Consider the following 17,705-nt stretch of genomic DNA (forward strand, 5'->3'; position numbering starts at 1 on the left):
TAACCTCGTGGAGGAGCTCAACCTCTAGTCCGCACTCATCCACTCCAAGGTGGCAGGAAATTTCGCTACGAAGCGCGTGCCGGACGCAGACGTAGAGGTGACTGATAGCGTCCCGTTGTGACCGGTCACAATTTGAGAGGCGATATACAAACCAAGCCCCAGGCCCTCTCCGCGACCACCACCAGCCGACCTCTTGAACGGCTGGAACAGTAGCGGTAACAAAATGTCGGGAATTTCTGGGCCATGGTTCATCACTGACAGGACTATATGCTTTTCTTGCATGCTTGCGATGACCTCTATCGGCTGATCACGCGCACCGTGAGCCACTGCATTGCCCAACAGATTTGAGAGCAACTGCCCCATTCTCCCGGGATCACAAAAAACCCCAGGTGAAATCATCACCTGATGATGGATGTTGACGGTGGGATGACTCGTCATGATTTCATTGATGACGGCAATAAAGACGTCACCCAGGTTGTCCACCAACGTCCGCTTGACCGGAATACCTCCCCCCAACTTTCCTCGGGAGAAATCCAGGACATCTTCAATCAAGTTATTCATCCGCTGCGAGCTTTGTCGTATAGCAGTGGCCAGCTTCTGCTCGCGACCGGCGGGAAGCTTAGCCTCCAACAGATCGGCGCTCATTCTGATAGCGCTCAGTGGCGAGCGGAGGTCATGTCCCAGTACGGCAATGAATTGCTCGCGAAAGATGCCCGTCTCAGCTGCATCGGCCAGTTCGATGGCTTTGGTCTCTAGCTCCGCCACAACGTCTAGTTGAACGGCTATTAACTGCGCAAAAAGCGTTAGGGTTTTGCACACCGCATCTTCATCAAAATGGGCCGGAACCTCATCGATAGCACAGAGCGTCCCGAAGAAATCTCCGTTTGTCCGGGTGATCGGAATGGAGACGTAGCTTTCCAGGCCGTAGGTCTGAGGGGTGTGGTGGGTGGAGTACACCGGATGCTCACTGGCATATTTGAATAGAACGGGTTGGCGATGCTGACGAATTTCATGGCAAATCGTCGTTTCCAGCACTAACTCGCCGCCAGGTAGAAGCCCAAAATCAATGGAGGCGTCGACGGCGCAAGCCACCCATTTCTTCTCGGTCACACGCGCAATCGCCGCGAAGCGCATGCCGGTAATATGCTTCACCATATTGAGAATAAGCGGCACAGCCTCGATCTTGGCGATCGCACTGATGTCGAGTGAAAAGTCAGACGGATAAGGCATCAATGTCGCCGATTGGATGACTGGCAAATTGGAATTAAAGCGTAAGCGCCCGGTTTTAACAATGAATCTGGGCGCTAGGCAGGTGAACGCCAGCGTTGACCCTTTCGTTCGCCATCGACCCACCACAGCTTTGGGTCGGTAGCGGTCAGTGGTGACAGGCTGCTTTGGACCCACAGCGGACATCTGAAGGCCGCCACTGACCACAGAGCGTTGGGACGGTGGTATCCGCCAGGGTCGAAATCGCTTCGCTCATGAAACGATGCTGCCACACACAATGACTGCCAGATCCCAACCACTCGCCAGCCCCAGCATGTCTGGGCCTTACGCCAGCCAATAACGTTATGGCCCACATCTGAATCTTGTATTTCATCTGCACGCGCACAGCTGATTAGCATCGTCGATGTCTTCCTGTCGACGAGAACAACAACGTGAACCTTGGAACGATCATTACCCGAAGTGCCCGCTATTGGCCGGACCACATCGCCGTGGCGGACAGCCAGAGGCGCGTCACATACGCCCAGCTGGAATGCCGCAGCAACCGCTTGGCCTCAGCGCTGGGTACGCTGGGCGTGGGTATCGGCGAGCATGTGGCGATTCTCGCCGCCAACCGCGTGGAGCTGGTCGAAGCGGAAGTGGCGCTGTACAAGGCGGCGATGGTCAAGGTGCCGATCAATGCGCGGCTGTCAGTGGATGAAGTGGTGCGGGTGCTGGGAGACTCCTGCAGCGTTGCACTGATCACCGATGCCCGTTTTGCCCAGGCGCTGGCAGCGCGGCGTACGGAGTTGCCGCTGCTGCGCCAGCTGATCGTACTGGAAGGCGAGGGCGGTGATCTGGGCTATGCCGCGTTGCTCGAGCGCGGCAGTGAGGCACCGCTAGGCCTGGATCCGGCCGACGATGCGCTGGCCGTGCTGCATTACACCTCCGGCAGCTCCGGTGTGCTCAAGGCTGCGATGCTGTCGTTCGGCAACCGCAAGGCGCTGGTGCGCAAGAGCATTGCCAGCCCCACACGGCGCTCCGCGCCAGGCGACGTCATGGCCCATGTGGGGCCCATCACCCATGCCAGCGGTATGCAGATCATGCCGCTGCTGGCGGTAGGCGCCTGCAACCTGCTGCTCGACCGTTATGACGACCGCCTGTTGCTGGAGACCATCCAGCGCGAACGGGTGACGCGGCTGTTCCTGGTGCCGGCGATGATCAACCGCCTGGTCAATTACCCCGGCGTTGAACGCTTCGACCTGTCGAGCCTGAAGCTGGTCATGTACGGCGCCGCGCCCATGGCACCTGCCCTGGTGAAAAAGGCCATCGAACTGTTCGGTCCGATTCTCGCGCAAGGTTACGGCGCCGGTGAAACCTGTTCGCTGGTCACTGTACTGACCGAGCAGGACCACCTGGTGGAAGACGGCGATTATCGGCGCCTGGCCTCCTGCGGGCGGTGCTACTTCGAGACCGACCTGCGAGTGGTCAACGAGGCGTTCGAGGATGTGGCCCCGGGTGAAGTCGGCGAGATCGTGGTCAAGGGCCCCGACGTGATGCAGGGCTACTGGCGCGCCCCGGCGCTCACCGCCGAAGTGATGCGCGACGGCTATTACCTTACCGGCGACCTGGCGACGGTCGACGCCCAGGGGTACGTGTTCATCGTCGATCGCAAGAAGGAAATGATCATCTCCGGCGGTTTCAACGTGTACCCCAGCGAAGTGGAGCAGGTGATCTACGGCTTTCCCGAGGTGTTCGAGGTGGCGGTGGTCGGCGTGCCCGACGCGCAGTGGGGTGAAGCGGTGCGCGCGGTGGTCGTGCTCAAGCCCGGGGCACAACTGGAGGCCGCCGAACTGATCGAGCGTTGCGGCCGGGCGCTGGCCGGTTTCAAGAAGCCGCGCGGCGTCGACTTTGTCAGCGAACTGCCGAAAAACCCCAATGGCAAGGTGGTGCGCCGCCTGGTCCGGGACAACTACTGGCAACACAGCGAACGTCGTATCTGACCAGGGAGCATCACCATGTATCAACCCAGTGAAAAGGCTGCGCAGATTATCGAAGCGATCGAGGGTTTCGTCCGCGATCAGGTACGCCCGCTGGAACAGCAGGCACGGCTGGACTGGGCGCGCCCGCACCCCCAGCCGGTGCTGCGGCAGGTGTGGAAGCTTTCCAGCGAGCAGGGCCTGTACACCGTCATGCTGCCCGAAAGCATGGGCGGGGCCGGCCTGAACGTGGCCGACCTGTGCGCGGTGAAGGAGGCCACGGTGCTGACAGGCTCCATGCTTGCCTCACACGTATTGGGCGAGCTGTCGGGGCCACCGCGGGTCGGCCACCTGTTCAAGGTGGCCAGCCCCTACCAGGTCGAGACCTTTCTCAAGCCAGTGTGCCGCGCTGAAAAGGCTGTGTGCTTTGCCTTGACCGAAGCCGAGGCCGGCTCCGATGCCACCGCCATTACCACCCAGGCCCGCCGCGACGGCGACCACTATGTGCTCAGCGGCAGCAAGCGTTACATCTCTGGCGCCACCTACGCCGACCTGGCAGTGCTGCTGGCGGTGACCGGGCCGGGGAAGGGCGCCCAGGGCATTTCGGCGTTCTTCGTCGACCTCAACGGCCCGGGTGTGCGAATCGACAGCGATTACTCGGTGATGTCCGGTGGCGGTGCCCACGGCGACATCGTGCTTGACCAGGTGCGCGTGCCCGCGGCCAACCTGATCGGTGAAGAGGGGCAGGGGTTCAAACTGGCCATGGGGCGCATCACCCTCAACCGCCTGCTGCATTGCCCGACCCTGCTGGGCATGGCCGGCCTGGCGCTGGACCTGTCGATCGAGCATGCACGCAGCCGCAAGCAGTTCGGCCAGCCGATCGCCATGTTCCAGGCGGTCAACCACATGATCGCCGACATGGCCACCGAGCTGCACGCTGCGCGCAGCATGGTCTACGCCACGGCCCAGGTGAACGACGCAGGGGGCGATATCCGCACCCAGGCGCCGATGTGCAAGCTGTTCGTCTCCGAGGCTGCCTTCCGCATCGCCGACAAAGCGGTGCAGGTGCACGGCGGCGCGGGGTTGCTGCAGGGCCACCCGGTGGAGTGGATTTTCCGCGCCACGCGGATGATGCGTATCCTTACCGGCACCAGCGAGATCCAGCGCAACACCATCGCCAAAGGCGTGCTGATGCCTGCCTGAACGACGGGCCGCCCTTGCGGCGGCCTTTTGCAACACCCCACAACAATAACAAGAGTACTCGCCATGACTGCGGATTCTTCCCTGCCCAACCCCCGTACCGCCTGGCTGGTGGCCGCGTTGCTGGCCCTGCTGATGCTGGTCAACTTTCTCGACAAGGTGGTGATCGGCCTGGTGGCGGTGCCGATGAGCGCCGAACTGGGCCTGACGGCCACCGAGTTCGGCCTGATCGGCGGCGCCTTACACTGGTTCTTCGCGATCTCCGCCGTGGTTGGTGGCTTTATGGCCAACCGGCGACCCACCCGCACCTTGCTGTTGGGCATGGGCCTGTTCTGGGCGCTGATCCAGCTGCCGATGCTGTTTGCCACCTCACTGTGGACCATCGTCGCCTGCCGGGTGCTGCTGGGCATCGGTGAGGGGCCGGCATCACCGGTCGCCACCCATGCACTGTACAAATGGTTCCCCAACGACCGGCGCAATCTGCCGGTGGCCCTGCTGCATGCGGGCAGTGCCATGGGCCTGCTGGTGGCGGGCGCAATGATTCCCTGGGTCAGCCTGCATTACGGCTGGCGCACCAATTTCATCATCCTTGCGCTGATCGGCCTGGTCTGGTGCCTGTTGTGGTGGCGGCTGGGCCAGGAGGGCACCCTGGAGCGCCTGCGTGCCAGCCAGCTCAAGGCCGATGAACCGGCGATTCCCTATCGCAGGCTGCTGGGCGACCCCAGCGTGATGGGCAACTATGTATGCCACTTCGCCGCCAACTGGTCGCTGGCCCTCACCCTGACCTGGGTGCCCAGTTACCTGCAGGTGGGCCTGGGTATCGACCCGCTGCAGACCGGGCGCATCTTCATCATGTTCGTGGTCGTGACCACGCCGCTGAGCTTGCTGATGGCCTGGTTCTCCCAGCGCCTGATGGGGCGCCGCGTGCCGTCACGGGTGGCACGCGGCGTGTTCGTTTCGGTGTGCCTGATACTGGGCGGGTTGTTGTCGGCGTCGCTGATGCTACCTGGCTTGAGCACGGCTGCAAGGGTCGCGGCGCTGACCCTCAGTGGTGGCCTGGCGTTGGTCATGTACTCCGTGGGCCCGGCAATGCTCGCCGAGTTCACCCCGGCGGCTCAGCGCGGCGGCATCCTTGCCATGGGCAACGGCATCGCCTCGTTGGCCGGGCTGGCAGCGCCGGTGGTGACCGGCTTGCTGGTCCACGGTGCGGGTAGCGAGCACCCGGCAGGGTATGCCCAGGGCTTCCTGGTATGCGGCGCGGTACTGGTGGTGGCCGGGTTGGTGGGCCTGGCCACCATGAACCCGCAGCGCACCCAGCAGCGCCTGCGCGAGTCTGCTGCCGCTGGCAGGCAGGCGCGCGCTCAGACCGCCAGCTGAACGCCGAGCACCGACTCCAGCGGCTCGGCCTCCTTGCCGATCAGTTCGCCCCGCCAGCGGCCGCTGTTGACCAGGTCGATCAGCACGCTGCGCACCAGGTCGCGTAGGCAACCGGCAGCGAACGACAGGGGTTTGTGCTGGGAGTGCGCCAAGGCGATGGTGCGGCTGATGGGGGGGGCGACGATGCGCCGTGCCGCCGTGGGTTCGAGCAGTACGCTCAGCGGCGGCCAGTTGCTGATGGTCGCCGCCAGGCCGGCGCGCACCAGGCTGGCGATACCGGGTGCCGATTGCTGCTCGTAGGTAGCGACCAGGGGTACGGCGGCTTCCATGGCGGCTTGCTCGATGCGTCGGCGCAGGTGCAGCGCCCTGGGCGGCAGCACCAGCCGTGTGGCGGCGGCTTCGGCGAGGGTTATGGTGTCGGGGGTGCCAGGGGCTGATGCGCCAACCCAGTACAGCGCCTCGGTGAAGATGGGTTCGGCCTCCACATGGTCGAGTTCCTCGGCATTGGGCACCACACCGAAGTCCACCTTGCCCAGCTCGATAGCCTGGCCGCCTTCACGGCTGAGGCCGTCCCATACGGTCAGACTCACGCCGGGGAAGCGCTGTTCGGCGCGCCTGACGATTTCTGGCAGCAGCAGGTCGGCGGCCGTGGCCGGGATGGAAATGGCCACGTGGCCCTTGGGGTCGCCGCGGCTGGATTTCAGCTCATCCTTCACCGAGTCGAGTTTCTGCACCACCTGACGGGCCACTTCGTAGAGCTGGCGCCCGGCATCGGTCAGGGCAATGCCATCGTGCTGGCGGTCGAGCAGCTGCATCTCCAGCTCACTTTCCAGCAGGCTGATCTGCCGGCTCAACGCCGGCTGGGCAATGTAGGCGCGACGTGAAGCCGAAGAGAAGCTGCCGGCTTCGACGATGGCGATCAGATAGCGGAGCTGTTTCAGGGTCATCGGAGCGGTTCCAAGGGTATGCCGAACTGATATGGCACGTATCCGTACACGTTATTTGTGGGGTTCGAAGCGCGGCTCCTAGTATCACCCCGAAAGGGCGTGCCAAGGCAAGCCCGGCCTGGACACCAAAACAACAAGAGGCCAAGCCCGATGAAACCATTCGCCCTGATGCGCAGCTTACTGTTTGTCAACGCCAGCCTGCTGAGCCTGTACGTGGGGGCCACGCCGCTGCCTGCAGAGCTGACGCCGGTGGGTGCTGAACGCGGCCCCAGCAGCGATGGCCGCATACCGGCCTGGAACGGCGGCCTGCAGGCGGGGCAAGTGTCGTTGGCGGTCAACGGTACGCCGCTGGACCCGTACGTCGATGAGCAGCCGCTGTATGTGATCACCGCCCGCAACTACACCCAGTACCGGGAGCAGCTGACGGCGGGACAGGTGGCCTTGATGCAGCGTTACCCGCAGTCGTTCCGGCTGCCGGTGTATCCCTCGCACCGCAGTGTCGCGGTGCCGCCACCCGTGGCCGAGTGGGCCCGGTACAATGCGGCCAGTGCCCGGTTGGTCAATGACGGCAACGGTGTGGAAGGCTTTGCCGGCGTAGTGGCATTCCCCAGGCCCGAGAATGGCCTGCAGGTGCTGTGGAACCACCTCACCCGGCCGCGCAACGGCAGTTACAGCCTGGCCTCGGACAGCATCACCCCGCGTGGCGATGGTCGCTTCGCGACGATGAGCCTGCAACAAAACTTCGTCCGCCCCGACGTACTGGAAGGCGGCCAAGCGGGCAACGTGCTGTATTACCTGAGTTACCGCATGACCGCGCCGTCGCGCCTGGCGGGCGATGCCGTGGTGCTGCACGAAACCCTCGATCAGGTGGCCCAGCCGCGCCTCTCGTGGCTGTACAGCAGCAGCCAGCGGCGGGTGCGGCGCGCGCCGGCGCTGGCCTACGACAGCATCACCCCGGGCACGGCCGGCCTGCGCACCGCCGACAGCCGCGACATGTTCAACGGCGCCCCGGACCTCTACCAGTGGACCCTGGTGGGCAAGAAGGTCCTGCACGTGCCGTACAACAGCTATCGCCTGGCTTCGCCCCTGCTCGGTTATGCTGCGCTGATCGGGCCGGGGCACGTCAACCCGCAACCCACCCGCTACGAGCTGCATCGGATGTGGGAGGTGGTGGGCACCCTCAAGCCTGGGGCGAAGCATCTGTACGCCAGCCGCCGCTATTACCTGGACGAGGACAGTTGGGCCATCCTCGAGGCGGACTTCTTTGACCATGAAGGCCAAGTGTGGCGCACCGCCCAGGCCCACAGCTACTACCACGTGACCGGGCAGGCGCTGGTCAACGCCATGGAGGCGATCTACGACCTGCGCAGTGGCCGCTACCAGCTGTCTGGCCTGACCAACGAGCAGCCAAGGCCGTACGCCTTCGACGTGCGCACCAGTGCTTCCTACTTCTCCCCGGGCGCATTGCGCAGCCAAGGGCTGCGTTGACACAGGGCTCTGATAAATGCGATCACCGTCATACCCCTTGGCAGCGCTGGTTGCTGGGGCAGGGCAAGGCGCCCGACCCGCGTTTTACCCTGGCCAATGAGCGTACCTTCCTTGCCTGGACCCGGGCTCGCCAGCGTGCCAGGGGCGCGTTGGCATGGCGGAGAGTGCTGGGGATACTGCGCTGCAGGCCGAGCGTACGGTGCTGGCCTGGCGGCGCACGCAGGTGTCGTTGCTGCTGGCAGCGTGCCTCGCCTGGCGTAGCGCAATGTGGATGTTGGCCGGCATGGCGGCGCTGCTGGCGCTGCCGGGCCGGGCCCGTGAGCGCGGGGTGTACCGCCGAGGGCTGGGCCTGCTGCATCGCGAGCAGGGCCACGCAGCCGCCTGGGGCGTGCTGCTCTGTGCCCTGGAGGTGGCGGGCCTGGTGCTGAGCGTGTGGTTGCGCCGCTCGCTTTAGGGCGGCGCTGTGGGTGATTCAGGGGGTGACGATATTGAAGCGGCCGTCCGGCTCGTCCAGCCCTGCCATGAAGCGCATGAACTTCACACGCTCGCCACTGATGTCGATATCACCCACTGTCGCTTCCTTGAGAAAGCCGGTCTGCTTCAGGGCGATGCGGTCCAGAGTAGCCTTGCTCATTTTAACTTCGACATCCGCCTGCCCGTGGCGGGTGTGGTCGCGGTGGGTGAGCACGCCGTTGCGCAGGGTCAGGGCATAGTCTTCGTTCAGGTCGGTGAAGTGCCAGTTGATGGTCAGGTCCTGCTCGGCGGCCTTGGCAGCATCCACGCGTACGCCCAGGTAATCGAAGAACAGCGTCGGGGTCAGGGCGCGTACCAGGTCGTCCGCGCTGCCGCCTTTGCTGGCGGCCGGCGCCACACCGTTGCGCAGCTCTTGCGCACCGGTCAGGTAGGCGTTGCGCCAGGTGGCGTTCTCGCTCTGGTAGCCCAGTTGCTCCAGGGCGTCGGCCTGCAGCTCGCGCGCTGCGCTGTTGTCGGGCTGGGCGAATACCAGGTGCCGGGTGAGCTCGGCAACCCAGCGGTAATCACCGCTGCCGTAGGCCTCACGGGCCAGGGTCAGCACCCGCTCGGCGCCGCCCAGGGCCTTGACGTAATGCGCGCCGGCCTCGCTCGGTGGTAACGGGTTGAGCGTTGCCGGGTTGCCGTCGTAAAAGCCCATGTAGCGCTGATACACCGCCCGAACGTTATGGCTGAGCGAGCCGTAGTAGTCGCGGCTGTACCATTTACTGGCCAGCCGTGGCGGCAAGGTGGTCAGCGCGGCGGCGATCTCGGTGGGGCCAAGGCCGCGGTTGATCAGGCGCAGGGTCTGGCTGTCGATGAAGGCGTACATGTCGCGCTGATCAGCCAGGTAGTCGCGGATCGCCGCGCCGCCCCAGGTCGGCCAGTGATGCTGGGCAAAAACCACTTCTGCCTGCTCGCCATAGCGCAACAGCGACTGGTCGAGATAGTGCGCCCACACCTTGGCATCGCGCACCTGGGCACCGCGCAGGGTCAGCACATTGTGCTGCACGTGGGAGGCGTTCTCGGCCATGCACAGGGCCTTGAACTGTGGGAACCACAGGTTCATTTCAGCAGGCGCCTCGGTGCCAGGGGTGAGCTGGAACTCGATGTCGACACCGTCGATGCGCAGGGTCTCGAAGGGCTGTTCGATCAGCCGGGTCGGGGCAATCAGGCTAATCGTGGCATTGGCCGGCACACCCTTGCCCAGGCCGGCATCCACCTGGCCGCGTGGCCCGCGTGGCAGTGGCGCGCCGTACATGTACTGCGCCCGGCGCTTCATTGCTGGCCCGGCCAGCACGTTTTCGCTGATGGCATGTTCGAAGAAGCCCTGCGGGGCGATGACCTGCACGTTGCCGGCCTTGACGTCCGCCTCGTCGATCACCCCACGCACCCCTCCGAAATGGTCGACGTGCGGGTGGGTATAGATCACCGCCACCACCGGCCGCTGCGGGCGATGGCGAAAGTACATGGCCAACCCGGCCCTGGCGGTTTCCACCGACAGCAACGGGTCCATCACGATCAGGCCGCGCTCGCCTTCGATCAGTGTCATGTTGGCCAGGTCGAGGCCGCGCACCTGGTAGATGCCTTCGCTGACCTTGAACAACCCGGCAAGGGTGTTGAGCTGGGCGATGCGCCACAGGCTCGGGTTGACCGTGGCCGGTGCCTCGCCTTTCAGGAAGGCATAGCGCTGCAGGTTCCAGACGGTTTTGCCGTCGGCATTGACCACGGGCTGGTCGAGGGCTTCGAGCAACCCGCGGCGGGCATTGTCGAAGTCGCTGCGGTCGTCGAAGGGCAGGCGCTGCAACCATTGCTGATTGCTCTGGCGGGTGAGGTCGCTGGCGTCCTTGGCCGACCCGTCGGCCAGCACCGTGTGAGGCAGGGCCAATGCTAGCAGGCAGGGCAGTGTACGTAGGCGCATGGGGTGGTCCTTGTTGTTCTGAGACGAACACTCTAAGGACACAGCTCGCAGGCGAACCAATACCACTCTTGCATGGCCACCCATGCCCAAATGCAATGGCTCAGCCGGCACCAATGTCCATGATGCGCGCCACCAGCCAGGCGAGTGCCGGGTCGTGCTGGCGATGGGCAAGGTACAACAGCTCCAGCTGGAAGGGCTCCAGGGCGAACGGCAGGTCGAATACCTGCAGCGGCAGCAGCCGGGCGAAATGGCGGGCCAGGGCGGTGGGCAGCACCACGCACAAGTCGGAGCTTGCGGCCAGGTGCGCGGCCTGCAGGTAATTGGGCGTGGTGTACACGATGCGCCGGGCCAGGCCCTGTTCCCCCAGCCATTGGTCGACCATGCCACGGGTCTGGCCGCCGTGCACCCACAAGTGGCGCAGGGCGAGGAACGCTTGAAGGTCGAGGGTGCCATCCACTTCGGGGTGGCCCTGGCGCACCGCCACGCGCAGGGTTTCGCTGCGCCAGTGGCGCCGCTCGTAGCGCGCGGGCACCTCATCGAAGCGCCCCAGCACCAGGTCGAGTTCGCCGCGATCGAGGGCTTCGGCGGGCAGATTGGGCGTCAGGTGCAGCACATCCACGCGCAAGTGCGGGGCCTGGGTTTGCAAGGTGGCCAGCAACTTTGGCATGCACAGCTGTTCGGCGAAGTCGGTGAGCGCGATACGCAGCTGGCGGTGGCTGAGCTGCGGGTCGAAGCTGTCGCCGGCACCAAGGGTCTGTTCGATCTGCAGCAATGCCGCGCGAATCGGGCCTTCCAAGGCCAAGGCGCGCGGGGTGGGGCGCATGCGCCGACCCACGCGCACCAGCAGCGGGTCGCCTAGCAGGTCGCGCAGGCGCGCCAGCGCATTGCTCACCGTCGGCTGGGTCAGCGCCAGGCGTTCGGCGGCGCGTGACACGTTCTGTTCACGCAGCAGCATGTCCAGAACGCGCAGCAGATTAAGGTCGAAGTTGGCTATATTCATGCAAAAAATACATGGGATGGAAAATGAGAATTTCAAAAATAGTAGGCGCCTGACTAGGGTGAGGGCAATGCCTTCACACCTCGAATCAGGAGCGTCACCCGTGAGTACTCCCTACAACGTTCAGCAGGCGGCGGTGATCGGCGCCGGCACCATGGGCCGCGGCATCGTCATCAGCCTGGCCCATGCAGGCCTTGCGGTGCTGTGGCTGGACAACGACCCCAGCGCCACCGAAGCCGGCCTGGCGATGATCGCGCAAACCTGGGCACAGCAGGTGGCCAAGGGCCGTATCGATCAGGCCGAGGCCGACGCTTGCCTGGCGCGGGTGCGCCAGGTAACGGCTTATGATGACCTCGCCGACGCCGACCTGGTGATCGAAGCGGTGTACGAGAACCTGGCGCTCAAGCAGGCCATCTTCCGTACCCTGGACAGCACGCTCAAGGCCGACGCCATCCTTGCCAGCAACACCTCGGCACTGGACATCGACGCCATCGCCGCCGTCACCCGGCGGCCCGAACAGGTGCTCGGGTTGCACTTCTTCAGCCCGGCCCATGTGATGAAGCTGTTGGAAGTGGTGCGCGGGGGGCGCACTTCGCCTGCGGTACTCGACGCGGCCCAGGCCCTTGGGCAGCGCATGGGCAAGGAAGTGGTGGTGGCTGGCAACTGTCCAGGCTTCATCGGCAACCGCATGCTCGCCAGCTATGTGGCTGAGGCGCGCAAGCTGCTGCTCGAAGGCGCCACGCCGCGGCAGGTAGATGAGGCGTTGCAAGGGTTCGGCATGGCCATGGGCCCGTTTCGCATGTACGACGTGATCGGCATCGACCTGGAGTGGCGGGCGCGTCAGCTGGCTGGCAAAGGCATGGATGCGCCGTTGGCCCAGGTCGACAATAGCCTGTGTGCGCTGGGACGCTTCGGGCAGAAGGCCGGCCAGGGTTACTACCGTTATGCCCCTGGCAGCCGTGAGGCGGTGCACGACCCCGACGTCGATGCACTGGTGCTCAAGGTTGCCCATGACCTGGGCGTGCGTCGGCGCCAGATCGACGACGAGGAAATCCGTGAGCGCTGCGTGCTGGCGCTGGTCAACGAAGGGGCAAAGATACTTGAGGAGTCGGTGGCCAGCTGCAGCGCTGACATCGACCGGGTCTACCTGAATGGCTACGGCTTCCCGCACGAGGTCGGCGGGCCGATGCGCTGGGCCGACCAGCAGGGGCTGGGCTTGCTGCTGGCACGCCTGGAACGCTTGCAGGGCCTGTTCGGCGAGCACTGGCGCCCGGCCGGGTTGCTGATGAGCCTGGTGGCTGAGGGTAAACAGTTGGCCGACGTCCGCGAGGGCCGCGCATGAACTACCGAGCCCCCCAGCGTGACATGCACTTCGTGCTGCATGAACTGTTCGATGTGACGGCGCACTGTGCCCGCCTGGGCAATGGGCTGGACCGCGAAACCATCGATGGCATTCTTGAGCAGGGTGCACGCTTTGCCGGCGAAGTGGTTGCGCCGCTCAACCGCCAGGGCGATGAGCAGGGCTGCCGCCTGGAGCAAGGCAACGTGCGCACACCGGATGGCTTTCGCCAGGCTTACCGGCAGTATGTGGAGCAGGGCTGGGGTGGCATGACCGGCCCGCTGGAACATGACGGCCAGGGCCTGCCGCAAATGGTTTCGGCGTGCTTTCACGAAATGCTGATGGGGGCGTCGCTGTCGTTTCGGATCTATTCCGGCCTGACCGAGGGCGCCGTGCTGGCCTTGCACCGGCATGGCAGCGCGGCGCTCAAGCGCGATTACCTGGGCAAGCTGGTCAGCGGCGAATGGGCCGGCACCATGTGCCTGACCGAGCCGCAGGCCGGTACCGACCTGGCGCTGCTGCGTACCCGTGCCGAGCCGCAGGGCGATGGCAGCTGCCGCATCAGTGGCAGCAAGATCTTCATCAGCGGCGGCGACCAGGACCTCACCGACAACATTGTCCACTTGGTGCTGGCGCGCCTGCCGGATGCGCCGGCCGGTGTGCGTGGCATCAGCCTGTTCCTGGTGCCCAAATTCGAATGTACCGAAGGCGGAGGGCTGGGCCCGCGCAATGCGGTCGAATGCGGCGCGCTCGAGCACAAGATGGGCATCAAGGGCGCGGCGACCTGCGTGATGAATTTCGATGGCGCCCGTGGCTGGCTGGTGGGAGAGGCCAACCAGGGCCTGGCGTGCATGTTCACCATGATGAACGATGCGCGCTTCCAGGTCGGCCTGCAGGGGCTGGGCATAGCCGAGGCGGCCTTCCAGGGTGGCTTGGCCTATGCCCGCGAGCGCTTGCAGTCGCGCAGCCTGGCAGGAGCGGTGGCGCCCGAGCGCAGTGCCGACCCGATCATCTGCCACCCTGACGTGCGGCGCATGCTGCTGACCCAGAAAACCCTCAGCGAAGGCTGCCGCATGCTGGCGGCCTTTGCCGCCCAAGCGCTGGACCTGGAGCACGGCGCCTTGCAGCCTGAGGTGCAGGCGGCCGCCGGGCGCCGGGCGGCGTTGTTGATCCCCATCGTCAAGGCCTTCCTTACCGACGTCGGCCAGGAGACTGCCAGCCTGGGCGTGCAGCTGTACGGCGGGCATGGCTACATCCGCGAATGGGGCATGGAGCAACTGATGCGCGATAGCCGCATCACCCAGCTGTACGAGGGCACCAATGGCATTCAGGCGTTGGACCTGATTCGCCGCAAGCTGCTTGGCGACGGTGGCGAACAGCTGCGCCTGCTGATTGATGAGTTGCTTGAAGCCGTACGCAACTGCCGCGCTGACGCGCTGGCCGGGATGGCCCAGGCGGTTGCTCAGCGCCTGCAGGAATGGCGCAACCTGAGCGCCGAAGTGCTCGACGCCTGCCGCTGTGACCCGCAGGAAACCGGCGCGGTGTCGGTGGATTTTCTCGCCTATTCGGGCTACGTGCTGCTGGCCGCGCTGTGGCTTCGGGCGGCCGAAACCGCCAGCGCGGCCTTGGCCGCAGGCAGCCAGAACAGCGCCTTCTACCAGGCCAAGTTGCAGGCTGCAGCCTTCTATTGGCGGCGGGTGCTGCCGCGCGCCAGTGCCCACTGCGAGGCCTTGCGCGGCGGCGCACAGTGCCTGATGAGCCTGGATGAAGCGCACTTTGCCTTTTGACCTGGCCCCGCTGTTCACCCACAAGAACAAGAGGAACATGAACATGCAGCCTTTCAGTTTTGCCACCACCCCCCATCTGCTCTGCGAACCCGGCGCCGCCGGACGCCTGGCGCAGCTGTGCCAGCAACGGCGCGTGCGCCGCGTGCTGATCGTGACCGACCCAGGCATCGTCAACCTGGGCATGCTTGATGACTTGCTGCCTGGGTTCACCCAGGCGCACCTGAGCGTGGCGATCTTCAGCGAGGTCAGCGCCGACCCCAGCCATGCCTGCGTGCTGTCTGCCGTCGGCCGGGCGCGGCATATCGGCGCCGAGCTGATTGTCGGTTTTGGTGGCGGCAGCTCCATGGATGTCGCCAAGCTGGTGGCGCTGCTGGCGCACCCGGCCTGTGACCAGACCCTGGAGGCGGTCTACGGCATCGACCAGGCCAAAGGCCAACGCCTGCCGCTGATCCAGGTGCCGACCACCGCCGGGACGGGGTCAGAGGTCACTCCCGTCGCCGTGATTACCACCGGCGAGGCGGCCAAGATGGCGGTGATTTCGCCCCTGTTGCTGCCCGACCTGGCGTTGCTCGACGCAGAGCGCACCCTGGGCCTGCCCCCGACGATCACCGCCGCCACGGGGATCGATGCCATGGTCCATGCCATTGAGGCCACCACCAGCCAGTACAAGCGCAACCCCCTGTCCAGCCTGCTGGCCCGCGAAGCGTTGGCGCTGCTGGCCAGCAACCTTGATCAGGCCGTGCACAACGGTGGCAACCTGGCGGCGCGCCAGGCCATGCTGCTGGGCGCCTGCCTGGCCGGTCAGGCATTTGCCAACGCTCCGGTGGCGGCAGTGCATGCGTTGGCCTACCCGTTGGGTGCGCGTTACCACGTGCCGCACGGGCTGGCCAATGCGCTGGTGCTGCCCCACGTGATGCGCTTCAACCGCCGCGAAGCATTCGCCGACTATGCCGCGCTGGCTCCGGCACTGCTGGGCGATCGGCTGGTGCCTGGCGACCCGCATGAGCTGTGTAACCAGTTCATCGATGAGCTGGGGCAGCTGGCGCCACGCTGCGGCCTGCCCAGCCGGCTGCGAGATGTCGGGGTGCCGCGGCACAGCCTGCCATTGCTGGCCGAGGATGCCCTGCAACAGCAACGGTTGCTGGTCAACAACCCGCGCAAGGTCACCCTCGACGACGCATTGGCCCTCTATCAGGCGGCGTTTTGAACATGGCCAGGGAACGCCCGCTGCGCGGCGCCTACCGTCATTTTCAACCGATCACCACGCGCTGGCACGACAACGACCTGTATGGGCATGTGAACAACGTCGTTTATTACGGGTTTTTCGACAGTGCCGTGAATGCCTGGTTGATCGAGCACGCCGGCCTCGATATCCACCACGACCCGGTGGTGGCCTACGTGGCCGGGTCCGCCTGCGACTATTTCGCCGCCGTCGCCTTCCCACAACGGATCGAGGTGGGCATCGCTGTCGAACGGTTGGGCAACAGCTCGGTGCACTACGCCCTGGCCGTGTTTGTCGAGGACGAGCCCGAGGCCTGCGCCGCTGGCCGTTTCACCCATGTGTTCGTCGATCGCCGCAACAACCGCCCGGTCACTGTTCCCGCTAAATTGCGCAGCGCCTACGAAAGACTGCTGCCGGTGTAATTGCCCAAGGAGAGCCGTTTCATGCAAGACGCCGTCATCGTATCCACCGCACGCACGCCCATCGCCAAGGCTTGGCGCGGCGCGTTCAACGACCTCACCACCCCCAGCATGAGCGCCATTGCCATCCGCGCCGCCGTTGAGCGCGCCGGCGTTGAGCCGGGCGAAGTCGAGGACCTGGTAATGGGCACCGCCATGCAAAGCGGAACCGCCGCCATCAACCCGGCGCGCTTGTCGGCCCTGGCGGCCGGCTTGCCGCAGTCGGTGGCCGGGCAGACCATCGACCGCCAATGCGCCTCAGGGCTGATGGCCATTGCCATCGGCGCTCAGCAGATCCGCGGCGAGGGCATGCACGTGGTGGTCGGGGCCGGGCAGGAGCAGATCAGCCTGGTGCAGCAGGCGCACATGCAGGCCGCCAATGCTGCCCAGGACGCCACGGTGCGGCGCCTCTGCGAGCACGCCTATATGCCCATGCTGCACACGGCCGAGCACGTCGCCAAACGCTATGGTATCGACCGTCACGCCCAGGACCGTTACGCCTTGCTGTCGCAGCAGCGAACAGCGGCAGCGCAGGCGGCCGGGCTGTTCGCTGATGAAATCGTGGCAGTCACGGCGCAGCGCAAGGTCGTCGACAAGGCCACTGGTATCCAGTCCCACGAGCGCGTGCACCTGAGCCAGGACGAAGGTAACCGCCCGCACACCCGGCTGGCGGACCTTGAGGCACTGAAACCGGTGATCGAGGGCGGCTGCGTGACGGCTGGCAATGCCAGCCAGTTGTCCGATGGTGCCAGCGCCTGTGTGTTGATGAGCGGCGCCCGGGCGGCAAGCGCAGGCTGCCAGCCGCTGGGGCTGTACCGGGGCATGGCGGTGGTCGGCCTGGCCCCGGAAGAAATGGGCATTGGCCCGGTGCTGGCGATACCGCGTTTGTTGGCGCGCCACGCGTTGCGGATCGAAGACATCGGCTTGTGGGAGATCAACGAGGCATTCGCCTGCCAGGTGCTCTACTGCGCCGAACACTTGGGCATCGACCCGGCGCGGCTCAACGTCAACGGTGGCGCCATTGCCATCGGCCACCCCTACGGCATGAGCGGTGCGCGGATGGTCGGGCATGCCTTGCTCGAAGGCCGCCGTCGCAAGGTTCGCTACGTGGTGGTGAGCATGTGCGTGGGTGGAGGCATGGGCGCGGCTGGCTTGTTCGAAGTGCTCTGAAGCACCGCCATCAAGCCATAACGAACCGGCATGGCATTGATCCGAAGACGCTATTTGTGAGCGTAATCAAACCTACCTGATACTGCTCGTCACCGACACCGCCGGCC

Annotated in this window: 14 protein-coding genes; 10 read left to right on the forward strand and 4 right to left on the reverse strand. The window is 65.1% G+C overall.

Features of this window, described 5'->3' with window-relative positions; genetic code table 11:
* Positions 1-24: 24 nt before the first annotated feature.
* Complete coding sequence (locus tag H040_RS24735; RefSeq protein ID WP_027919238.1) at positions 25-1,230, reverse strand: GAF domain-containing sensor histidine kinase; 1,206 nt, start codon at positions 1,228-1,230, stop codon at positions 25-27.
* Between the two features lie 428 nt (positions 1,231-1,658).
* Between H040_RS24735 and H040_RS24740 the strand changes: the two genes are divergently transcribed.
* The 3 genes from H040_RS24740 to H040_RS24750 all read left to right on the forward strand — a co-directional run bounded on the left by H040_RS24740 (position 1,659) and on the right by H040_RS24750 (position 5,759).
* Positions 1,659-3,206, forward strand: coding sequence for an AMP-binding protein (locus H040_RS24740; protein WP_027919239.1), 1,548 nt, complete (start codon positions 1,659-1,661; stop codon positions 3,204-3,206).
* A 15-nt stretch (positions 3,207-3,221) separates the two neighbouring features.
* A complete protein-coding gene (locus H040_RS24745) occupies positions 3,222-4,385 on the forward strand; it encodes an acyl-CoA dehydrogenase family protein (RefSeq protein ID WP_027919240.1) in 1,164 nt (387 codons plus the stop codon).
* 63 nt (positions 4,386-4,448) lie between these two features.
* Positions 4,449-5,759: an MFS transporter gene (locus tag H040_RS24750; RefSeq protein ID WP_033696270.1), complete on the forward strand. Its 1,311-nt coding sequence runs from the start codon at positions 4,449-4,451 to the stop codon at positions 5,757-5,759.
* On the opposite strand, the gene H040_RS24755 is transcribed toward H040_RS24750, so the two are convergent.
* Positions 5,744-6,706 (reverse strand): LysR family transcriptional regulator, encoded by a 963-nt coding sequence (locus tag H040_RS24755; RefSeq protein WP_027919242.1) that lies wholly within the window; start codon positions 6,704-6,706, stop codon positions 5,744-5,746. The genes H040_RS24750 and H040_RS24755 overlap by 16 nt on opposite strands.
* Positions 6,707-6,856: 150 nt before the next feature.
* Between H040_RS24755 and H040_RS24760 the strand changes: the two genes are divergently transcribed.
* Positions 6,857-8,194: a DUF1329 domain-containing protein gene (locus tag H040_RS24760; RefSeq protein ID WP_027919243.1), complete on the forward strand. Its 1,338-nt coding sequence runs from the start codon at positions 6,857-6,859 to the stop codon at positions 8,192-8,194.
* Between the two features lie 154 nt (positions 8,195-8,348).
* Positions 8,349-8,648 carry a DUF202 domain-containing protein gene (locus H040_RS24765; RefSeq protein WP_027919244.1) on the forward strand — a complete coding sequence of 100 codons (300 nt, stop codon included), beginning with the start codon at positions 8,349-8,351 and terminating at the stop codon, positions 8,646-8,648.
* A gap of 18 nt (positions 8,649-8,666) precedes the next feature.
* On the opposite strand, the gene H040_RS24770 is transcribed toward H040_RS24765, so the two are convergent.
* Together H040_RS24770 and H040_RS24775 are read right to left on the reverse strand one after the other, a co-directional pair.
* Positions 8,667-10,625 (reverse strand): alkyl/aryl-sulfatase, encoded by a 1,959-nt coding sequence (locus tag H040_RS24770; protein WP_027919245.1) that lies wholly within the window; start codon positions 10,623-10,625, stop codon positions 8,667-8,669.
* A 100-nt stretch (positions 10,626-10,725) separates the two neighbouring features.
* On the reverse strand, positions 10,726-11,625 hold the full coding sequence (locus tag H040_RS24775; protein WP_027919246.1) for a LysR family transcriptional regulator: 900 nt from the start codon (positions 11,623-11,625) through the stop codon (positions 10,726-10,728).
* A 67-nt stretch (positions 11,626-11,692) separates the two neighbouring features.
* Between H040_RS24775 and H040_RS24780 the strand changes: the two genes are divergently transcribed.
* From H040_RS24780 to H040_RS24800, 5 genes are read left to right on the forward strand one after another with little or no spacing between them, the layout of a single operon-like run.
* Positions 11,693-12,964: a 3-hydroxyacyl-CoA dehydrogenase gene (locus H040_RS24780; RefSeq protein WP_371260255.1), complete on the forward strand. Its 1,272-nt coding sequence runs from the start codon at positions 11,693-11,695 to the stop codon at positions 12,962-12,964.
* Positions 12,961-14,748: an acyl-CoA dehydrogenase C-terminal domain-containing protein gene (locus tag H040_RS24785; protein WP_027919248.1), complete on the forward strand. Its 1,788-nt coding sequence runs from the start codon at positions 12,961-12,963 to the stop codon at positions 14,746-14,748. Before H040_RS24780 ends, H040_RS24785 begins: the two co-directional genes overlap by 4 nt.
* Before the next feature lie 43 nt (positions 14,749-14,791).
* Positions 14,792-15,955: an iron-containing alcohol dehydrogenase gene (locus H040_RS24790; protein WP_027919249.1), complete on the forward strand. Its 1,164-nt coding sequence runs from the start codon at positions 14,792-14,794 to the stop codon at positions 15,953-15,955.
* A 2-nt stretch (positions 15,956-15,957) separates the two neighbouring features.
* Entirely contained in the window at positions 15,958-16,392 is a 435-nt protein-coding gene (locus H040_RS24795) for an acyl-CoA thioesterase (protein ID WP_027919250.1), read from the forward strand.
* Between the two features lie 21 nt (positions 16,393-16,413).
* Positions 16,414-17,598 (forward strand): acetyl-CoA C-acyltransferase, encoded by a 1,185-nt coding sequence (locus H040_RS24800; protein WP_027919251.1) that lies wholly within the window; start codon positions 16,414-16,416, stop codon positions 17,596-17,598.
* Positions 17,599-17,705 lie beyond the last annotated feature (107 nt).

Origin of the sequence: Pseudomonas sp. URMO17WK12:I7, from assembly GCF_003269045.1 — a bacterium.
GTDB classification, from domain to species: domain Bacteria; phylum Pseudomonadota; class Gammaproteobacteria; order Pseudomonadales; family Pseudomonadaceae; genus Aquipseudomonas; species Aquipseudomonas putida_J.